The organism is Kribbella sp. NPDC043289 (assembly GCF_056436705.1).
The window spans coordinates 321,765-336,592 of record NZ_JBWKCB010000005.1; the positions used below are offsets into that span (position 1 = coordinate 321,765).

Annotated in this window: 21 protein-coding genes; 11 read left to right on the forward strand and 10 right to left on the reverse strand. The window is 69.1% G+C overall.

What is annotated here, in order from left to right; genetic code table 11:
- Positions 1 to 24 precede the first annotated feature (24 nt).
- Positions 25 to 717 (forward strand): PadR family transcriptional regulator, encoded by a 693-nt coding sequence (locus AC0662_RS29260; protein WP_478304623.1) that lies wholly within the window; start codon positions 25 to 27, stop codon positions 715 to 717.
- Positions 714 to 1,373 (forward strand): DUF1707 SHOCT-like domain-containing protein, encoded by a 660-nt coding sequence (locus tag AC0662_RS29265; RefSeq protein ID WP_478304625.1) that lies wholly within the window; start codon positions 714 to 716, stop codon positions 1,371 to 1,373. The genes AC0662_RS29260 and AC0662_RS29265 overlap by 4 nt, the downstream gene beginning before the upstream one ends.
- Here the strand turns inward: AC0662_RS29265 and AC0662_RS29270 are convergent.
- Positions 1,370 to 1,759 carry a VOC family protein gene (locus tag AC0662_RS29270; RefSeq protein ID WP_478304627.1) on the reverse strand — a complete coding sequence of 130 codons (390 nt, stop codon included), beginning with the start codon at positions 1,757 to 1,759 and terminating at the stop codon, positions 1,370 to 1,372. The genes AC0662_RS29265 and AC0662_RS29270 overlap by 4 nt on opposite strands.
- A 48-nt stretch (positions 1,760 to 1,807) precedes the next feature.
- On the opposite strand from AC0662_RS29270, the gene AC0662_RS29275 reads away from it, so the two are divergent.
- The 4 genes from AC0662_RS29275 to AC0662_RS29290 are packed head-to-tail and all read left to right on the forward strand — an operon-like array spanning position 1,808 to position 4,194.
- Complete coding sequence (locus AC0662_RS29275; RefSeq protein WP_452196983.1) at positions 1,808 to 2,392, forward strand: helix-turn-helix domain-containing protein; 585 nt, start codon at positions 1,808 to 1,810, stop codon at positions 2,390 to 2,392.
- Positions 2,393 to 2,406: 14 nt separating this feature from the next.
- On the forward strand, positions 2,407 to 2,943 hold the full coding sequence (locus AC0662_RS29280; protein WP_452196982.1) for a DUF6036 family nucleotidyltransferase: 537 nt from the start codon (positions 2,407 to 2,409) through the stop codon (positions 2,941 to 2,943).
- 30 nt (positions 2,944 to 2,973) lie between these two features.
- Positions 2,974 to 3,333 carry a hypothetical protein gene (locus AC0662_RS29285; RefSeq protein WP_452196981.1) on the forward strand — a complete coding sequence of 120 codons (360 nt, stop codon included), beginning with the start codon at positions 2,974 to 2,976 and terminating at the stop codon, positions 3,331 to 3,333.
- 30 nt (positions 3,334 to 3,363) lie between these two features.
- The gene (locus AC0662_RS29290; RefSeq protein WP_478304629.1) at positions 3,364 to 4,194 is read left to right on the forward strand and encodes a PhzF family phenazine biosynthesis protein; all 831 of its coding nucleotides are present in this window, start codon (positions 3,364 to 3,366) and stop codon (positions 4,192 to 4,194) included.
- On the opposite strand, the gene AC0662_RS29295 is transcribed toward AC0662_RS29290, so the two are convergent.
- The gene (locus tag AC0662_RS29295) at positions 4,178 to 5,236 is read right to left on the reverse strand and encodes a lipoate--protein ligase family protein (RefSeq protein WP_478304631.1); all 1,059 of its coding nucleotides are present in this window, start codon (positions 5,234 to 5,236) and stop codon (positions 4,178 to 4,180) included. The two genes, AC0662_RS29290 and AC0662_RS29295, sit on opposite strands and share 17 nt — an antisense overlap.
- 61 nt (positions 5,237 to 5,297) lie before the next feature.
- Here AC0662_RS29295 and AC0662_RS29300 point away from each other — a divergent pair, with 61 nt between their 5' ends.
- Positions 5,298 to 5,915: a hemerythrin domain-containing protein gene (locus AC0662_RS29300; RefSeq protein ID WP_478304633.1), complete on the forward strand. Its 618-nt coding sequence runs from the start codon at positions 5,298 to 5,300 to the stop codon at positions 5,913 to 5,915.
- Between the two features lie 35 nt (positions 5,916 to 5,950).
- Here AC0662_RS29300 and AC0662_RS29305 read toward each other — a convergent pair whose 3' ends face one another.
- Positions 5,951 to 6,532 carry an adenylate kinase gene (locus AC0662_RS29305; RefSeq protein ID WP_452196977.1) on the reverse strand — a complete coding sequence of 194 codons (582 nt, stop codon included), beginning with the start codon at positions 6,530 to 6,532 and terminating at the stop codon, positions 5,951 to 5,953.
- Between the two features lie 208 nt (positions 6,533 to 6,740).
- A complete protein-coding gene (locus AC0662_RS29310) occupies positions 6,741 to 7,118 on the reverse strand; it encodes a YciI family protein (RefSeq protein ID WP_452196976.1) in 378 nt (125 codons plus the stop codon).
- Positions 7,119 to 7,306: 188 nt separating this feature from the next.
- On the opposite strand from AC0662_RS29310, the gene AC0662_RS29315 reads away from it, so the two are divergent.
- Positions 7,307 to 8,062, forward strand: a complete 756-nt coding sequence (locus AC0662_RS29315) for an SDR family oxidoreductase (protein ID WP_478304635.1) — start codon at positions 7,307 to 7,309, stop codon at positions 8,060 to 8,062.
- Here the strand turns inward: AC0662_RS29315 and AC0662_RS29320 are convergent.
- Positions 8,026 to 8,907: a DUF3800 domain-containing protein gene (locus AC0662_RS29320; RefSeq protein ID WP_452196974.1), complete on the reverse strand. Its 882-nt coding sequence runs from the start codon at positions 8,905 to 8,907 to the stop codon at positions 8,026 to 8,028. The genes AC0662_RS29315 and AC0662_RS29320 overlap by 37 nt on opposite strands.
- 171 nt (positions 8,908 to 9,078) lie before the next feature.
- Positions 9,079 to 9,906, reverse strand: coding sequence for an SAM-dependent methyltransferase (locus AC0662_RS29325; RefSeq protein ID WP_478304637.1), 828 nt, complete (start codon positions 9,904 to 9,906; stop codon positions 9,079 to 9,081).
- A 147-nt stretch (positions 9,907 to 10,053) separates the two neighbouring features.
- Here AC0662_RS29325 and AC0662_RS29330 point away from each other — a divergent pair, with 147 nt between their 5' ends.
- The gene (locus tag AC0662_RS29330; protein WP_452196972.1) at positions 10,054 to 10,599 is read left to right on the forward strand and encodes a dihydrofolate reductase family protein; all 546 of its coding nucleotides are present in this window, start codon (positions 10,054 to 10,056) and stop codon (positions 10,597 to 10,599) included.
- On the opposite strand, the gene AC0662_RS29335 is transcribed toward AC0662_RS29330, so the two are convergent.
- Positions 10,596 to 10,901 (reverse strand): YciI family protein, encoded by a 306-nt coding sequence (locus AC0662_RS29335; protein WP_452196971.1) that lies wholly within the window; start codon positions 10,899 to 10,901, stop codon positions 10,596 to 10,598. The two genes, AC0662_RS29330 and AC0662_RS29335, sit on opposite strands and share 4 nt — an antisense overlap.
- Positions 10,902 to 10,960: 59 nt before the next feature.
- Between AC0662_RS29335 and AC0662_RS29340 the strand changes: the two genes are divergently transcribed.
- Positions 10,961 to 11,530 (forward strand): GNAT family N-acetyltransferase, encoded by a 570-nt coding sequence (locus tag AC0662_RS29340; protein ID WP_478304639.1) that lies wholly within the window; start codon positions 10,961 to 10,963, stop codon positions 11,528 to 11,530.
- On the opposite strand, the gene AC0662_RS29345 is transcribed toward AC0662_RS29340, so the two are convergent.
- Positions 11,493 to 12,254, reverse strand: coding sequence for a class I SAM-dependent methyltransferase (locus AC0662_RS29345; RefSeq protein WP_452196969.1), 762 nt, complete (start codon positions 12,252 to 12,254; stop codon positions 11,493 to 11,495). The genes AC0662_RS29340 and AC0662_RS29345 overlap by 38 nt on opposite strands.
- Positions 12,251 to 13,183: an SDR family oxidoreductase gene (locus AC0662_RS29350; RefSeq protein WP_452196968.1), complete on the reverse strand. Its 933-nt coding sequence runs from the start codon at positions 13,181 to 13,183 to the stop codon at positions 12,251 to 12,253. Before AC0662_RS29350 ends, AC0662_RS29345 begins: the two co-directional genes overlap by 4 nt.
- Positions 13,184 to 13,281: 98 nt before the next feature.
- Between AC0662_RS29350 and AC0662_RS29355 the strand changes: the two genes are divergently transcribed.
- The gene (locus AC0662_RS29355) at positions 13,282 to 13,956 is read left to right on the forward strand and encodes a TetR/AcrR family transcriptional regulator (protein WP_452196967.1); all 675 of its coding nucleotides are present in this window, start codon (positions 13,282 to 13,284) and stop codon (positions 13,954 to 13,956) included.
- Here the strand turns inward: AC0662_RS29355 and AC0662_RS29360 are convergent.
- Positions 13,944 to 14,795 carry an HAD family acid phosphatase gene (locus tag AC0662_RS29360; protein ID WP_478304642.1) on the reverse strand — a complete coding sequence of 284 codons (852 nt, stop codon included), beginning with the start codon at positions 14,793 to 14,795 and terminating at the stop codon, positions 13,944 to 13,946. The two genes, AC0662_RS29355 and AC0662_RS29360, sit on opposite strands and share 13 nt — an antisense overlap.
- Between the last annotated feature and the right edge of the window lie 33 nt (positions 14,796 to 14,828).

Here is a 14,828-nt window from a genome sequence, read left to right on the forward strand (position 1 = left end):
ATTCGTGAGGAACGGGTGGTCGAGATGACCGGATCGGCGTACGCCGCGGGCTGGCCCTGGCAGCAGCTCGCACGGCATTGTTCGAACTTCGACGACATCGTGGACGAGCTGCGCGCGGCGATGACCGGCAGCCGGCGGAGCACCAAGGGACACCACCAGCAGCACTTCGGGCCGCAGTGGGGGATGTTCGGCGGCGGGCAGATGTTCGGTCCGCCGTGGGGACCGCCGCCGCGCTGGCGTGGACCCAAGGCGCGCCGCGGCGACGTGCGCGCGGCGATCCTCGCCGTGCTCGCGGAGCAGCCGATGAACGGCTACCAGATCATCCAGGAGATCGCCGAGCGCAGCGGCGGCATGTGGAAGCCGAGCCCTGGCTCGATCTACCCGACCCTGCAGCAGCTCGAGGACGAGGGCCTGGTGACCGCAGACGCGGAGGTCGGGCGGCGGACGTTCCGGCTGACCGACGAGGGCCGGACGTACGTCGGCGAGCACCAGGACGAGGTGTCCGCGCCGTGGGAGGCGATGAGCGCTCCCCAGGGTGACGACGAGAACGGGTTCCGGCCGCTGTTCGGACAGGTCGCGACGGCGATGTGGCAGATCCTCGCCAGCGGTACCCCGGACCAGCAGGCCCGGGCGCGGGACGCGGTCGCGGACCTGCGGCGCAAGCTGTACGGGATCCTCGCCGAGGACGGCGACAGCACCGAACAGGACCGCTCATGACATCGCCCGACCGGGACCGCCGGCGGCGTGGCGGTCCCGGCGCCGGCCGCAGGCGCGATTGGCAGGGCTGGAATTCTCAGGGCTGGAACTCTCAGGGCTGGAACAGTCAGGGCTGGAACGGCCCCCGGTGGTACGACGAGTCCGCTGCCGACCGGCCCGAACAGGGGCGCGGTGGCCCCGGGTGGGGCGGTCGTTGGGGCGGCCCCGGCTGGGTCGGCGACTGGCGCGAGACGAGCTGGGACGACCCACGGGATGCGGGGCGTGACGGCCGGCGCGGCGACGTACCGGCGAAGCGGGTGCGGATCGGGGACGCCGAGCGAGACCAGGCCGTTGCTCTGCTGAGTGAGCATTTCGTGGCCGGGCGGCTGACCCAGGCCGAGTTCGAGGAGCGCAGCGAGCAGGCGACGCGCGCGCGGTACTCCGACGATTTCGACCAGCTCTTCGACGACCTCCCGTCGACGACGGAACTGGTACCGCACGGCGCGGCCCGACCGCTGCGGCGGCCCGGTCCACCGCCGGCGTTCATGATGATCGCGCCGTTCCTGATGGTCGGCCTGGTGATCAGCTCGATCGCCCTTACCGCACCGTGGCTGCTGTGGGGCCTGTTCTGGATCGTGATGATCAGCGGCATGACCAGGCGCCGCTGGCAGAACTAGACCTGCCGCCGCTGCCGGGCCCGCGGGATCTCCTCCGCGAACTCGACCACGAACCCGTCCGGGTCGGCGACGTGGACCGTCCGATGTCCCCACGGACGGTCCGCCGGCCCACTCAGCAGCGGTACGCCGGCTGCGCGCAACCGCTCGGCGTACGCATCGACATCGTCCACCGGCACCACCACTTCCCCACCGGCGCCGGGTGTCACCGTGCTCTCGGTCAGCCACTCCGCGCGCCGCCGCTCGTACAACGCGAACCGCACCCCACCCGCGTCGAACTCCGCATACCCCGCGTCGGTGAACTTGTACGCGAACCCGATCACGTCCCGGTAGAACCCCACGGACGCCTCCAGATCCCCGACATACAAGATCAGATACCCGATCTCCATCTCACCTCGTATTGTTCGTCGTCTACTGTTGCATATATGCTACAAGGTATGAGTGCAGGCGAACTGCTCAGACGGGCACGCGAGGACGCCGGCCTGTCGCGGAGCGCGCTCGCCACCAGGGCCGGAGTCCCGACGTCCACGGTCTCGAGGATCGAGACCGGCTTCAGTGATCCCACGTTGACGATGCTTTCGCGACTGATCGCGGCCGCCGGTCAGCACCTGACGCTGACCGTTGAACAGTCCCAGTTGCCTCCAGAACTCACGATCGCGCGCCTGGCAGGGGCCCATTCCCCGGGCGCGAAGGTTCGCAAGGTCAACTGGACGCGCTTGCGCGGTTTCATCGACACAGTCGTCGAGCATCGCGATCTCACCGCGACAGCGATCGCGTCCCCGCCGCACCGAACCGGCGACGCCGCGTTCGACGCGCTCCTGGCCGGCATGGCGGAGAAGCTCGCCGACGACGCCGGGGTCCCGCGACCCCGATGGACCAGGTCGGTTCCGCCCTCCCCCACCCCATGGGAGGCGCCTGGTACGCCGGCGCGGGTCCGCCAGGCACGAGCGCAAGCTCCGGCACAGCTCGCAGCACGCAACATCTGGCTCGCCGAGCATGATCTCTGGCGCGACGCAGCATGAGTCACGGTTCGCCTATGCCGAGCGCCGCCGTGCTCGGCAAGGCTGAGATCCTCAACCATCTGGCAGAAGTTGCCGATGAGTTGGCTCGCGAAGACCTCGTCTGCCGACTGGTGGTCGTCGGAGGTTCGTACCTGGCGCTGCATGGCCTGCGAGAGTCCACCGCGGATGTCGATTCCCTGACCCGGTTGACCGAGGACGTCAAAGCCGTCGTACGCCGGGTTGGCGAACGGCACGGCCTGCGGCCGACTTGGCTCAACGACTCGGCGGCTATGTTCATGCCTGCCGGACTCGATCTCGATGAGTGCGCCGTGCTGTACGAACACAGCCATCTCACGGTTCTGGGCCCTCCGCCGGAGCAGGTGTTCTTGATGAAACTGCTGGCCGGCCGCGCACCGGACCATGACGACCTGACTGCCCTGTGGCCGAGGTGTGGATTTGCCGACGCTCAGACGGCGGTGGACGCCTACTACGTTGCCTATCCGTTCGAGGAGCACGACCCGCATCTCGTCGATTACGTCCAGCAGATCGCAGAGCTGGCCGGCAACGCTTGATTGTCGGTGGCACCGCATAGCGTCATCGGTATGTATTCCGGAGTGTTGATTGTCGAGAGTCTTGGGGTTGGGGCCGAGGTGGCTGACATCCCGTTGGCTGTCCGGAAGGTCAGCCGGATTGCCGTCGGTGGTACGTCGGTGGCCCAGCCTGATGTCTGGTCGTTGCTCGAGTTCGACGTCGAGCGTGGGGCGGAGCTGGCCGAGGTGTTGTCGCGAACGCTGGCGAGTCCGGGGTGGTACGCCGACTTTCACGACGAGCACGAGAGCTTCGTGATCTTCCCCGGGCGGGTGTTCCGGTACCGGCGTGGCGACGACGCGGCGCGGGAGGAGGCGAAGGAGTTCGGACGTGGGCTGGCGATTCCGGAGCAGCAGCTCGACTGGACGCGATAACCGCTGGCGGGCGGTGATTGGATGGCTGGTATGACGACCGTTCTTCGCTACACCGCCTTCGCGTCCGACCCGGCCGGTGGTAATCCGGCCGGCGTGGTTCTGGACGCGCGCGGGCTCGACGACGCCACCATGCTGTCGATCGCGGCCGACGTGGGGTACTCCGAGACCGCCTTCCTCACCGAGGGCCCGGACGGCAGCGGCCCGCTCCCGGTGCGGTACTTCTCCCCCAAGGCCGAGGTCTCGTTCTGCGGGCATGTCACGGTCGCGACGGCCGTCGCGCTGGCCGAGCGCCACGGTCCGGGCGAGATCGTCTTCTCGACGCCGGCCGGCATCGTCCCGGTCACTGTCGACGACACCCTCCGGGCGACCCTCACCAGCGTCGAGCCGTCCGTCGAACCGGCCGGGGACATCACCGAGGTCCTCGACATCCTCCGCTGGTCCGCCGACGACCTCGACCCGGCCCTGCCCCCACGGATCGGGTACGCCGGAGCGCGCCACCTGATCCTGGGTACGGCGACCCGGCAACGACTCGCGGCGCTGGACTACGACTTCGACCGCCTGCTCGCGTACATGCTCGGCCTCGACCTCACCACCCTGCAGCTCGTCTGGCGCGAATCGCCGACCGTCTTCCACGTCCGCGACCCGTTCCCGGTGGGCGGCGTGGTCGAGGACCCGGCGACCGGTGCCGCCGCGGCCGCGTTCGGGGCCTACCTGCGCGAGCTCGGGCTCGGGCAGCCGTCGATCACGCTGCACCAGGGCGACGACCTCGGGCGGCCGAGTCTCATCACGGTCGAGCTGCGCCCCGACGACAACCGCGTGCGGGTCAGCGGCAACGCCGTACCGATCACGGCACCCGCGTGAGCCACTCCTCGGTGCCGAACTTCGCGGCGACCCGCTCGGCGGCCACGGCGACGGTCGCGTCGTCGATGGCGCCGGATTCCAGACCGTAGCGGTTCCGGAACGTGCCGACCATCCGCTCGATCACGTCCGCGCGGTCGAGCCCGGTCTGACTGCGCAGCGGGTCGACGCGCTTGTTGGCGCTCGTGGTGCCCTTGTCGGACAGCTTCTCGCGGCCGATCCGCAGTACCTCGAGCATCTTCGAGGCGTCCATGTCGTAGGCCATCGTCACGTGGTGCAGGACGGCGCCGCCCGCGAAGCGTTTCTGGGCGGCGCCCGCGATCTTGCCCGCCGGCGAGGTGATGTCGTTGATCGGCTGGTACGTCGCCGCGATGCCGAGATCGTTGAGCGCGCCAATGACCCAGTCGTCGAGGAACGCGTACGACTCGACGAACGACAGTCCGGAGACGAGTGATTCCGGAACGTACAGCGAGTAGGTGATCGTGTTGCCCGGTTCGACGAACATCGCGCCGCCGCCGCTGATCCGGCGTACCACGGTCACGTCGTGGCGGGCCGCGCCGTCGAGGTCGACCTCGTTGCGCACGGACTGGAAGCTGCCGATGATGACCGCGTTCGACGACCACTCCCACAGGCGCAGCGTGGGTGGGCGTTCACCCGACCCGACCTGCTCGGTGAGCACCTCGTCGAGGGCCATCTGCAGCGCCGGCTCCCGCGGTACGTCGTGCACGAACTGCCACGCGTGATCCCGCCATCCGGTCGCGCCGGTCAACGCCCGGCGTACCGCGACCGCGACCGCCTCGGGCGAGAACCCGAGCATCTCGACGCCGTCGCCCAGCGCGCCACGCACCCGGGCCGCGATCTGCGCCGCCGCGGTGTCCACCGGGAGCCCTGCCAAGGCACCGTTGATCCGCTCCAGCGCGTCGTCCGGCTCGAGGAAGAAGTCCCCGGAGATCTGCGCGCTCCGCACGTGTTCATCGACGACATCCAGATCGGCGACCACGAGCTTGCCGCCCGGCACCTTGTACTCACCATGCATATTCACCATCAACTTGCTCTGGTCAACGGTTGTTCCCGGACGGATACTCCGGGTCATGGGGGAAATGAGCATGAACCGCGCGATCCACGCCGCCGTACGCCGGGATCTGGATCGCTTCATTGACGCATTGGGAGAGTTCCCGGCCGGGGACCGGCAGCGGGCCGAGCAGCTGGCGACGGCCTGGAAGAACTTCGACGCGCAGCTCACCCGGCACCACCAGGGTGAGCACGACATCGCCTGGCCGGCCTTGGAGAAGGTCGGTGTGAGCCACGACGTACTGACGGAGTTGGACGCCGAGCACGACACCATGGCCGACGCGCTGGCGACCACCCGGACCGCGATGGCTGCGCTGCAGAGGTCGGCGAGCACCTCGGACGCGGAGGCCGCACTGACCGCGATGCGCGGGCTGCAGCGGGCCACCGTTCAGCACCTCGACCACGAGGAGGCGGAGATCGAGTCCGTCTACCTGGAGAAGGAGGGTACGCCGGAGATGCGCGCGATGGGCCGCGAGTTCGCGAAGGTCGGTCCGACCGAGGGCGGCACGTTCTTCGCCTGGGCACTGGACGGCGCGACACCGGCCGAGTCCGACGCCATCACCAGCACCGTGCCGAAGCCGGTCCTCACCCTCATCGTCGGCCTCTTCGGCCGCAACTACCGCAAATCAGTCGCCCCGACCTGGCGCAACTGACGGATCCGTCTGTCCGTGGTTGCCACCAGCAACGGTCAGGCGGCCTGCTTGAGTTCGACCGCGACCTGCCACACGCTCGCACGGACGGTGTCGACGTCGGGGGACGCGTCGACCTCGTAGTGGATGCCGCGGTCGGCGTAGAAGTCGAGCAGCGGTGCGGTCTGTTCGTGGTAGACCTCGAAGCGGCGGCGGATCACGTCTTCGGTGTCGTCCGAGCGGTGCTCGATCTCGGCGCGCCGGAGCAGCCGGGTGACCAGGGCATCCACCTCGACCTGCAGGACGACGGCCGCGTCGAGCGAACGCCCTTGCCCGTGGAGCATCTCGTCCAGGACCTTCGCCTGGTGGAGCGTCCGCGGGTAGCCGTCGAGGACGAAACCCGGACGGGCGTCGGCGCCGGCGAGCCGGTCGCGGACCATCCCGTTGGTGACCTCGTCGGGCACGTACTCCCCCGCGTCGAGATAGCCCTGTGCCGTCCGGCCGAGCTCGGTCCGCTCCGCGATGTTGCGGCGGAACAGGTCGCCGGTGGAGACGACGGGCACCCCGAGATGGCCTGCCAGATGACCCGCATGCGTCCCTTTGCCCGCCCCCGGCGGCCCCATCAGCAAGACAGTCGTCACGGCCCACCCCTCCTGACGCTCGATAAGTCATTCAGAGTAAGGGAGCTTTCGCCGCCGCGGTACGGCGTACGTCACTCCGAATCCCGGACTACGTCACACACCGCGCGTTACTGTCCGCAACGGCCGGTTTCGGAACATGTGGCGAAAACTGGAGCGGCACGGCGGGATCCGGCCGGGTGCGCTCGGCCGGATCCCGGTGCCGGTCACGTCAGAACTCCCACTCCGGGCGCAGCTCGATGGTGTCGCCAGGTCCGGCGAACTTCTCCGCCAGTTCCTCGGCACGTTCCCGGGTCGCGCAGTCCAGGACGAAGAAGCCGGCCAGCTGTTCCTTCGTCTCGGCGTAGGGGCCGTCGGTGCTGACCGGCTTCTTGCCGTCGTGCCGGTAGACCCGGCCGGTCTTCGGGGCGTCCAACGCCAGGCCGCTGACCAGCTCACCGGACGCGGACAGCTCGGTGAGCATCGCGTCGAACTCCTTGCCCATCGCCGCCCGCTCGTCGGCCGGGACCGCACGGCCGACCTCGGTGAAGTCGATCGTCGGGTGCCCCCACGGCTGCATGTTCGAGTGGATCAGTACCACGTACTTCATCTCGGACCTCCAGGTCGCTGTCTCCGCCGGTACGCCGTTGTGCGCCCGACACCCCCTACGTCGGAGGCGCCGGCAGACCCTCGACATTTTGCCTGGATGTATTCCAGCTCACATTCGGTCACACTCCCCCCACCCTGCTCCGTCAGCGCATCAGAACCCCACAGAGTCCCAGCGAACGGAGCGCGACCATGAGCACCATCCTCGTCACCGGCGGTACCGGAACGATCGGCCGGCAGGTGGTCCCGCTGCTGCAGGCGGCCGGCGGCAAGGTCCGCGTCCTCAGCCGGCACGCGCAGGACCGCGGCGACGGCGTCGAGTACGTGGCCGTCGACCTGCTGACCGGCGACGGTCTCGAGGCGGCGGTGGACGGCGTGGACGTCGTCCTGCACCTCGCCGGCGGCCCGAAGGGTGACGACATCGGCACCCGCAACCTGGTGCAGGCGGCCGAGCAGGCCGGCGTCAGCCACCTCGTACACATCTCGGTGACCGCGGTCGACCAACTGCCGCTGACCTACTTCAAGTCCAAGCTCGCCGCCGAACAGGCGGTCCGCGGCTCCACGGTGCCGTCGACGGTACTGCGGGTCGCCCAGCTGCACGATTTCGCCTGGAACACGGTGCGGGCGATGGCGAAACTGCCGATCCTCCCGACGCCCGGTGGGATCCGGTTCCAGCCGGTCGACAGCCGGGACGTGGCCCAGCGGCTGGCCGAACTGACGCTCGGCGAGCCGCAGGGTCTGGTCCCCGACCTGGTCGGCCCGAAGGTGTACAGCCTGTCAGAGCTCGCCCACGACTACCTGAAGGCGACCGGCAAGCACCGGCTCTCGCTGCCCGTCCGCGTCCCGGGCAAGGCGGGCAAGGTGTACCGCGCGGGCGGCAACCTGACCCTGACCGGCGCCACCGTCGGCACTCACACCTGGGAGGACTTCGTCGCCGCGCAGGTGTAGGGCGCCAGCAGTTCCACCAGGTCCGGTCTGCGGCGCCGGGCGATCCCGGCCAGAAAGTCGGCCACCTGCACCCGCGGATCGTGTTTCGAGTCGACCTGCTCGAACGACCGCAACGGCGCCGGTTCGAACCGTCCGGCGAGGTACTCGCCCAGCCTGGCCACCCGTCCCGGGGTCAGCGCACTCTGCTCGTCGTGCACCACGGCGACCGAACGACCGCCGGCGCTCCAGTACAGCACCGTCTCGGCGAGCGCCGGCACCAGCGGCTCGAGCGGCGGAGGAAGCTCCGGATCCTCGTCGATCAGCCGCTGCATCACCTCCTCGACCCGGGCCCGGGTCACCGCCCGCAGCGCGGGAACGTCGGCCGGCAACGTCGCGAAAAACCGATCGAGCGCCGCGTGATCCAGTAACCGCACCCGCTTCGTCCGCGTCAGGTCCACGAACGCCGCGAGGAACCCGGTCCGATGCCGCAGCGCCGCGACCACCTCCGAGTGATCCGTGGCGAGGCTGGTGCCCGCGCCGTACGACGGCTCCTCGGTGAACAGTTCGAACACCCGCGCGGCGACGTACGCGGTCTTGTCGATGACGTGGACGTGCGCATGACCGCGCAGGGTGCTGAGCAACCATTCCAGCGCGGGTCGTTGCTCGGAGCGCAGGAGTTGGTTGGCCTTGTACTCCGTGCGGCGGCGCAAACGGGTCCGCAGTACGTCGACGAGATCGGCGGCCGCGGTTTCGGGGAGATCGACGCTGGCGTGGGTGATGACGGGTGAGGTGGGGTCGAGCAGGTTGGTTCCGGAGAACCCCGACTCGTCGCACGCGACCTCGACCCAGGATGACTGGGTGGTCATGGGATGGCTGGCTCCAAGGCTGAAGGACTGCACGCTTCGGGGCCCGTCGGCAGGACGGGCTTGATCGGACGCGCCGGCATTCATCGGGGCGCGCGGGCGATCAGTGAGCGGCAGCAGCCTTGGCAGACATGCGACCCATCATGGTCCGGGCGGTCGCCGGACACCAGTGAATTACCCGGGTTTGCGGCCGAGCGCGACCAGCAGGAGCTGTCCCGCGCCGGTGGTGCTGAGCTTCCGCTCGTCGTCCGGCCACCAGGAGGTCAGGTCGACCAGCCCCGGCTCGACCAGCTCGAGCCCGCCGAGGAGCGCCGCCACCTCGTCCCGGGTCCGGAACCGGATGTGCGGGAACGTGTCCCGCAGCTTCCCCTCGATCGCAGTCGAGAACCCGGCCAGCCGGCCACCGTCGCGCGGGTTGATCGGGTGGGTGAGCGCCAGGTACGAACCAGCCGGCACGGCGGCCAGGTAGTCCGCGACGACGGCGCCGGGATCGGCGGCCGAGTGCAGGACCATGCCGAGCAGGATCCCAACCGGGCGGGTCAGATCGAGCGCGCCGGTCACCACCGGATCTGTCAGGACGGCCGCCGCGTCGGTCAGGTCCGCGCCCGCGAAGAAGCTGCGCTGCTCGTCGGCGAGCAGCGCCCGGCCGTGCGAGATCGCGGTCAGGTCGTGGTCGACGTACACGACCTTCGCGACGGCGTTGGTCCGCAGTACGACGTCGTGGGTGTTCTCCGCGGTCGGGAGTCCGGCGCCGAGGTCGAGGAACTGGTCGATCCGGCCGTCGGTCGCCATCCGGGTCACCGCTTCAGCCATCCACCGGCGGTTCTGCCGAGTCAGCTCGGGCAGTTCCGGGGCGATCTTGAGCAGCTCCTGGACGAACTGCCGGTCGACCTCGAACGCGTTCTTGCCCCCGAGCAGTACGTCGTACACCCGCGCCTGCGACGCTCGCCCGAGATCGATCGGAGCCGGGTTCGGCGGGCGGACGTCGTCCAGTTCGGGCATCGCCGCTCCACCTCGCCTCACGCACTGGAAACCAAGTTGCCGGAAGGCTACCCAGATCCCAGCCGAACGACCGCAGCGGGGCGTGCCGATGAGTTTTTCGACGCTCACTCGTCCCAACGAGAACCAACCCACTCTCAGGAGGCACGCATGGCGAAGGTCTTGTACTCGGTGACGATGTCGGTCGACGGCTTCATCACCGGACCGGACGGGGACATGCAGTGGATGCGCCCGTACCTCGGGCCCAATCCGGAGGTCGACGAACTGGTCCCGCGGATCGGGTCATTGCTGGTCGGCCGGCGATCGCACGACGGCGACGACCCACACAAGGGCGAGGCCGGCGAGGGCGAGGCGTTCGGCGGCGGCTGGAACGGCCCGCTGTACGTCGTCACGCACCGCCCACCGTCCACGCCCGAGCCCGATGTCACCTACGTCGACGACTTCCCCAAGGCGCTCGCGCAGGCGAAGGCAGCGGCCGGCGACAAGTACGTGAACGTCATCGGCGCCAACATCGCCAAGCAATGCGTCGAGGCCGGTGAACTCGACGAGGTTCTGCTGCTCTTCGCCCCGGTGATGCTCGGCGACGGCACCCGCCTCTTCGACCACCCCGGCGGCCGCACAGTCCGGCTCCAGCGAAAGAGCGTCACCGAGTCCCCACTCGCCACCAGCCTCTGGTTCGAAGTCGTCAAGGACTAGAAGTCGGCGGCGGTGGGTTGCATCAGGGCGCGGATCTCGACGGAGCGGCCGGGGGCTCGGGTGTCGGGCAGTAGGCGGGCGAGCTCGATCGCGCGGTCGCGGGTGTCGACGTCGATGACGTAGTACCCGTCGATCTGGCTGGGTTCGCACTCGGGCAGCCGGCCGGGTAGCTGGATGGCCAGTTGGGGATCCGCGAGCAGCCCGCTGCCGACCAGTTCACCGGCGTCGTGGGCGGCTCGCTCGAACTCGTCACGCCGCAGCCGTGCCTCCCCGGCACCCCGCAGGATCAGTAGGAACTTCATCGGCGCTCTCCTCTCATAAAAGGACGGAGTCGAGCGCGCGTTCTTGACATGATGGCCCGATGTTCGCGAGCACCGAACGGCTGACCCTGCGCCGTTTCACCCTTGACGATGCCGAACCGTTCGCGGCGTACCGCTCGGTTCCCGCGGTGGCGCGGCACCAGGGCTGGGAGGCGCCGGTGCCGATGGACGAGGCTCGGGAGAACGTCGAGCGGTTCGCGCAGAGCGATCCGGAGGCACCCGGCTGGTTCCAGTACGCCGTCGACCTGGACGGCGTACTGATCGGCGATATCGGGCTGAACCTGCACAAGAACCTGATGCAGGCCGATCTCGGGTTCACGCTCGCACCGGAATACCAGGGGCAGGGCTACGCGTCCGAGGCCGTGCTCGGGCTGCTGGAGTACGCGTTCGTCGAGCGGGAGCTGCACCGGGTCTCGGCCGAGTGCGACGCCCGCAACACCGCGTCGGCCAAGCTGCTCGAGCGCGTCGGCTTCACGCGTGAGGGACTGCGGCTGTCGAACACGTGGATCAAGCGCGAGTGGACCGACGATCTGCTGTACGGCCTGCTGCGTGACGATTACCTCGGCCGACGGGTCAGCCCGCCGCCGCCCACGCCCGCGCCGTCAGCTTGATCGACCCGTCCGCCTCGATCGGCAGCCGCGCCCGCACGGCGTCGCGCAACGCCAGGTGATCCGGCTCGGCGAGACTCCGCAGGTACGCTGGCGCGACCCCCTGCCCACCGAGGAACGGCTGCCAGTAGTCGTCGAACGACGCGAACACCGTCGGTACGACGATCTCGCGCGTCCGCACCGCATCGAACCCGGCGGCGCTGAACAGCCCCTTCAGCCCTTCCTCGGTGCAGAAAGTGAACCGGCGGCCCTCGTCGTACTCGCGATCCTGCGGACGCACCTCGACCATCGCGTCGAAGAAGTACCGCATCAACTGCATGCCATCGGCGTAGTCCCACACGTAGACGGCGACCGTCGCACCGATCTCGCGGATCCGGCGCAGCGCCTCGACCCGCTCCGGCACGAAGTTGAGCACCAGGCCCGCGACCACCACGTCGAACGGACCGTCAGGCAGCTCGGCCGCCGACCGCACGTCGAAGCTCGCCCGCTCGTCGTGGACGTGCTGCCGGGCGTACTCGACGAAGCCGGCCGACGGGTCGACACCGAGCACCGCCACTGGGTCCGCCGTCCGAAGGATCGTGCTGGTCAGCGCACCCGTCCCACAGCCGACGTCGAGCCAGCGCAGACCGGCCGGTCGACCGAGCCAGTCGACGAACTCGGTCGCGACGAGCCGGCTCCAGCGGCCGACGTACGACTCGTAGATTCCCCCGCTCGACCACTCGCTCATTTCCGCAGGATAGAGGGCAACGCGACGCCCGTCAGTCCTTCCGAGACCTCCCACAGCCGGGCGTTGACCTCCGGATCGGTGGCGCGCTTCGGGTTCCGGACGAGGGTGGTTTTGCCGACCAGGCCGAACAGACCATCGGGTCCGTAATACTCCCCCGCCTTGGCGGCTGGGTCCGCGGCGGCGAACAGCAGCGGTTCGGTGCCGATCTCCACGTCCTGCTTGGGAATCGGGTTGTGCTCCAGGAAGAGCCGCCACGCGAAGGACTGCCGTTTGGGGCCCAGGTTGGCGCCGGCGCTTTGCAGGTTGGTGCGCGTGTAGCCGGGGTGCGCGGCGACGCTGACCAGACCCCAGTCGCGCTCGGCCGACAGCTTGGCGAGGTGGTTGCTCAGGATCAGGTCCGCAAGCTTCGACTGCGCGTACGCCGCCGTACGCCGGTACCGCCGCTCCCACTGCAGGTCGTCGAACTCGATCTCACCCTGGTACGCCGCCCCGCTCGACATCGTCGCGACCCGAGGCGCCGGTGCGGCGAGGAGCAACGGCAGCAGCCGCACGGTGAGCGCGAACGGACCGAGGAAGTTCGAGCCGAACTGCAGCTCGAAACCGTCCTTCGTGGTGATCCGGGTCGGCGGGACCATCACGCCGGCGTTGTTCACCAGTACATCCAGGTGCGGCTCGTCGGCGCTCAGTTGGTCGGCGAACTCCTGGACCGAGGCGAGGTCGGCGAGGTCGATCCGCCGTACCTCCAGCTGGGCCTCGGGATGCGCGGCGAGGATCTCGGCCTTCGCGGCCTCGCCCTTCGCCGGGGTCCGGACGGCCATCACCACGCGGGCGCCGGCCGCCGCGAGACGTTTCGTGGCCTCTTTACCGGTGCCGCTGTTGGCGCCGGTGACGACAACGAGCTTGCCGGTCTGATCAGGGACGTCGTACATGATCCACTCTCCATAAAAGACTGGTGGTCTGTTATGAGATCGACGTTATCAGACCATCGGTACGATAACAACAGACCGTCGGTCTGTAGAATGGGGAGATGACTTTCCAGCGCGCGCGGAGCGCCGAGCAGCGGGCCGAGCGGCGCCGGGCGATCCTCGCGACGGCGGCCACGATGCTGACCGAGATGCCGGTCGCCGACCTCAGCCTCAACGAGCTGAGTCGCCGCGTCGGCCTCGCGAAGTCGAACGTGCTGAACTACTTCGACTCGCGCGAGGCGGTCCTGCTCGAGCTGTCGAGCAGCGAACTGACGGCCTGGGTGCAGGACCTGGCGGCGACGCTCGGCGACGCGCTTCCCGAGTTGTCGGTCACCGAGCGCGGGGAGCAGTTGATCAGCGCCATCGTCGGCACGCTGGCCAAGCGGCCGGTGCTCTGCGACCTGATCAGTGCGCAGGCGGCGGTCCTCGAGCGGAATATCACGACCGAGACCGCGCTGACGTTCAAACGCGCGGCCGCCGTCGCCTACCAGCAGATGATCGCAGCGGTCGAGGGCGTCCTGCCGGAGCTCGGCCGGGACGGCGCGGGTCGCTTCATCGCCACCGCGAGCCTGCTCGCCGGGGCGATCTGGTCACACTCGCACCCGGTGCCGGCCATCCTGGCCGCCTACGAGGCCGATCCGGCACTCGAGGCGATCAGGATGGACTTCGGGCCGTCACTGACCGACGGCCTACGGACCTTGCTGTACGGCGCGCTGCCCCGGGATCAGGGCAGGTAGTAGTTCGGGTTCGGGAGCTTGAAGGTGCGGTCCGCGGAGCCGCCCTTCAGGTCGGAGTACTGGTCGCCGAAGTTCGCCACGATCTCGTAGCCGAGGGACTCGATGTGCGCCCGGGTGGCCGACTTGTAGTGGATCGTCGTACACGAGCCGTTCGGGTCGCCCGCGCAGGCCTGCTTCAGGTAGTCCGGGTAGTCCGCGACGGCCGGCTTGGTGAACAGGCCGTCCTCACCGTTGCTGAGCGCGGTCGGCGCCGGGTAGCCGGCGTCGACGCCGACACCGTCGGTGGTCAGGTTGCCGAGCGTGGCCTTCTCCTGCGCGGCGCCGCGGCCGGTCAGGAAGAAGATCGCGTACCCCTCGGCCTGGGCCTTCTTCACCATGTCGACCATGCCCGGGACGGCCGGGAACCTCTGGTTCAGCACGTAGTCCGCGTTGGTGGTCGGGTTGTACGCCCAGTTGCTGAAGATCTCGTAGTTCCAGGTCGCCAGCGCGGTGTCGTCGACGTCCAGCAGGATCGCCTTGGTCTTGCGCGTGTGGTGCGGCACCGAGATCCAGCGCGTGCCGGCGGCGGCCACCGAGCGGGCCTCCTTGGCGTAGTAGCTGTCGTCCGCGAACGTGCCGCTGCCGAGCGGGTCGCCGTAGTAGTTGCGCAACTGCTGCCGCAGTACGTCGATGTTGGTGACCTGCTTCTCGCTGTGCGGCGTCGACGTCTGGATCGCCGGCTGCTGCGTCGCGGCGCCGGCGGAGTACGCGACCCCACCGACCACCGATGCCATCGCTACTGCGGCGACGCCGGTCAGAACCACCCGACGGGACGGCCGGCGCCAGGAACGGAATGCCATCGTGCCCCCTTCAGAACGGGAATGCTTGCCGAA

Coding starts and splice junctions, on each gene's coding strand:
- AC0662_RS29260 (WP_478304623.1), top strand. CDS start 25: ATGACCGGATCGGCGTACGCCGCGGGCTGGCCCTGGCAGCAGCTCGCA.
- AC0662_RS29265 (WP_478304625.1), top strand. CDS start 714: ATGACATCGCCCGACCGGGACCGCCGGCGGCGTGGCGGTCCCGGCGCC.
- AC0662_RS29270 (WP_478304627.1), bottom strand. CDS start 1,759: ATGGAGATCGGGTATCTGATCTTGTATGTCGGGGATCTGGAGGCGTCC.
- AC0662_RS29275 (WP_452196983.1), top strand. CDS start 1,808: ATGAGTGCAGGCGAACTGCTCAGACGGGCACGCGAGGACGCCGGCCTG.
- AC0662_RS29280 (WP_452196982.1), top strand. CDS start 2,407: ATGCCGAGCGCCGCCGTGCTCGGCAAGGCTGAGATCCTCAACCATCTG.
- AC0662_RS29285 (WP_452196981.1), top strand. CDS start 2,974: ATGTATTCCGGAGTGTTGATTGTCGAGAGTCTTGGGGTTGGGGCCGAG.
- AC0662_RS29290 (WP_478304629.1), top strand. CDS start 3,364: ATGACGACCGTTCTTCGCTACACCGCCTTCGCGTCCGACCCGGCCGGT.
- AC0662_RS29295 (WP_478304631.1), bottom strand. CDS start 5,236: ATGGTGAATATGCATGGTGAGTACAAGGTGCCGGGCGGCAAGCTCGTG.
- AC0662_RS29300 (WP_478304633.1), top strand. CDS start 5,298: ATGAACCGCGCGATCCACGCCGCCGTACGCCGGGATCTGGATCGCTTC.
- AC0662_RS29310 (WP_452196976.1), bottom strand. CDS start 7,118: ATGAAGTACGTGGTACTGATCCACTCGAACATGCAGCCGTGGGGGCAC.
- AC0662_RS29315 (WP_478304635.1), top strand. CDS start 7,307: ATGAGCACCATCCTCGTCACCGGCGGTACCGGAACGATCGGCCGGCAG.
- AC0662_RS29320 (WP_452196974.1), bottom strand. CDS start 8,907: ATGACCACCCAGTCATCCTGGGTCGAGGTCGCGTGCGACGAGTCGGGG.
- AC0662_RS29325 (WP_478304637.1), bottom strand. CDS start 9,906: ATGCCCGAACTGGACGACGTCCGCCCGCCGAACCCGGCTCCGATCGAT.
- AC0662_RS29330 (WP_452196972.1), top strand. CDS start 10,054: ATGGCGAAGGTCTTGTACTCGGTGACGATGTCGGTCGACGGCTTCATC.
- AC0662_RS29335 (WP_452196971.1), bottom strand. CDS start 10,901: ATGAAGTTCCTACTGATCCTGCGGGGTGCCGGGGAGGCACGGCTGCGG.
- AC0662_RS29340 (WP_478304639.1), top strand. CDS start 10,961: ATGTTCGCGAGCACCGAACGGCTGACCCTGCGCCGTTTCACCCTTGAC.
- AC0662_RS29345 (WP_452196969.1), bottom strand. CDS start 12,254: ATGAGCGAGTGGTCGAGCGGGGGAATCTACGAGTCGTACGTCGGCCGC.
- AC0662_RS29350 (WP_452196968.1), bottom strand. CDS start 13,183: ATGTACGACGTCCCTGATCAGACCGGCAAGCTCGTTGTCGTCACCGGC.
- AC0662_RS29355 (WP_452196967.1), top strand. CDS start 13,282: ATGACTTTCCAGCGCGCGCGGAGCGCCGAGCAGCGGGCCGAGCGGCGC.
- AC0662_RS29360 (WP_478304642.1), bottom strand. CDS start 14,795: ATGGCATTCCGTTCCTGGCGCCGGCCGTCCCGTCGGGTGGTTCTGACC.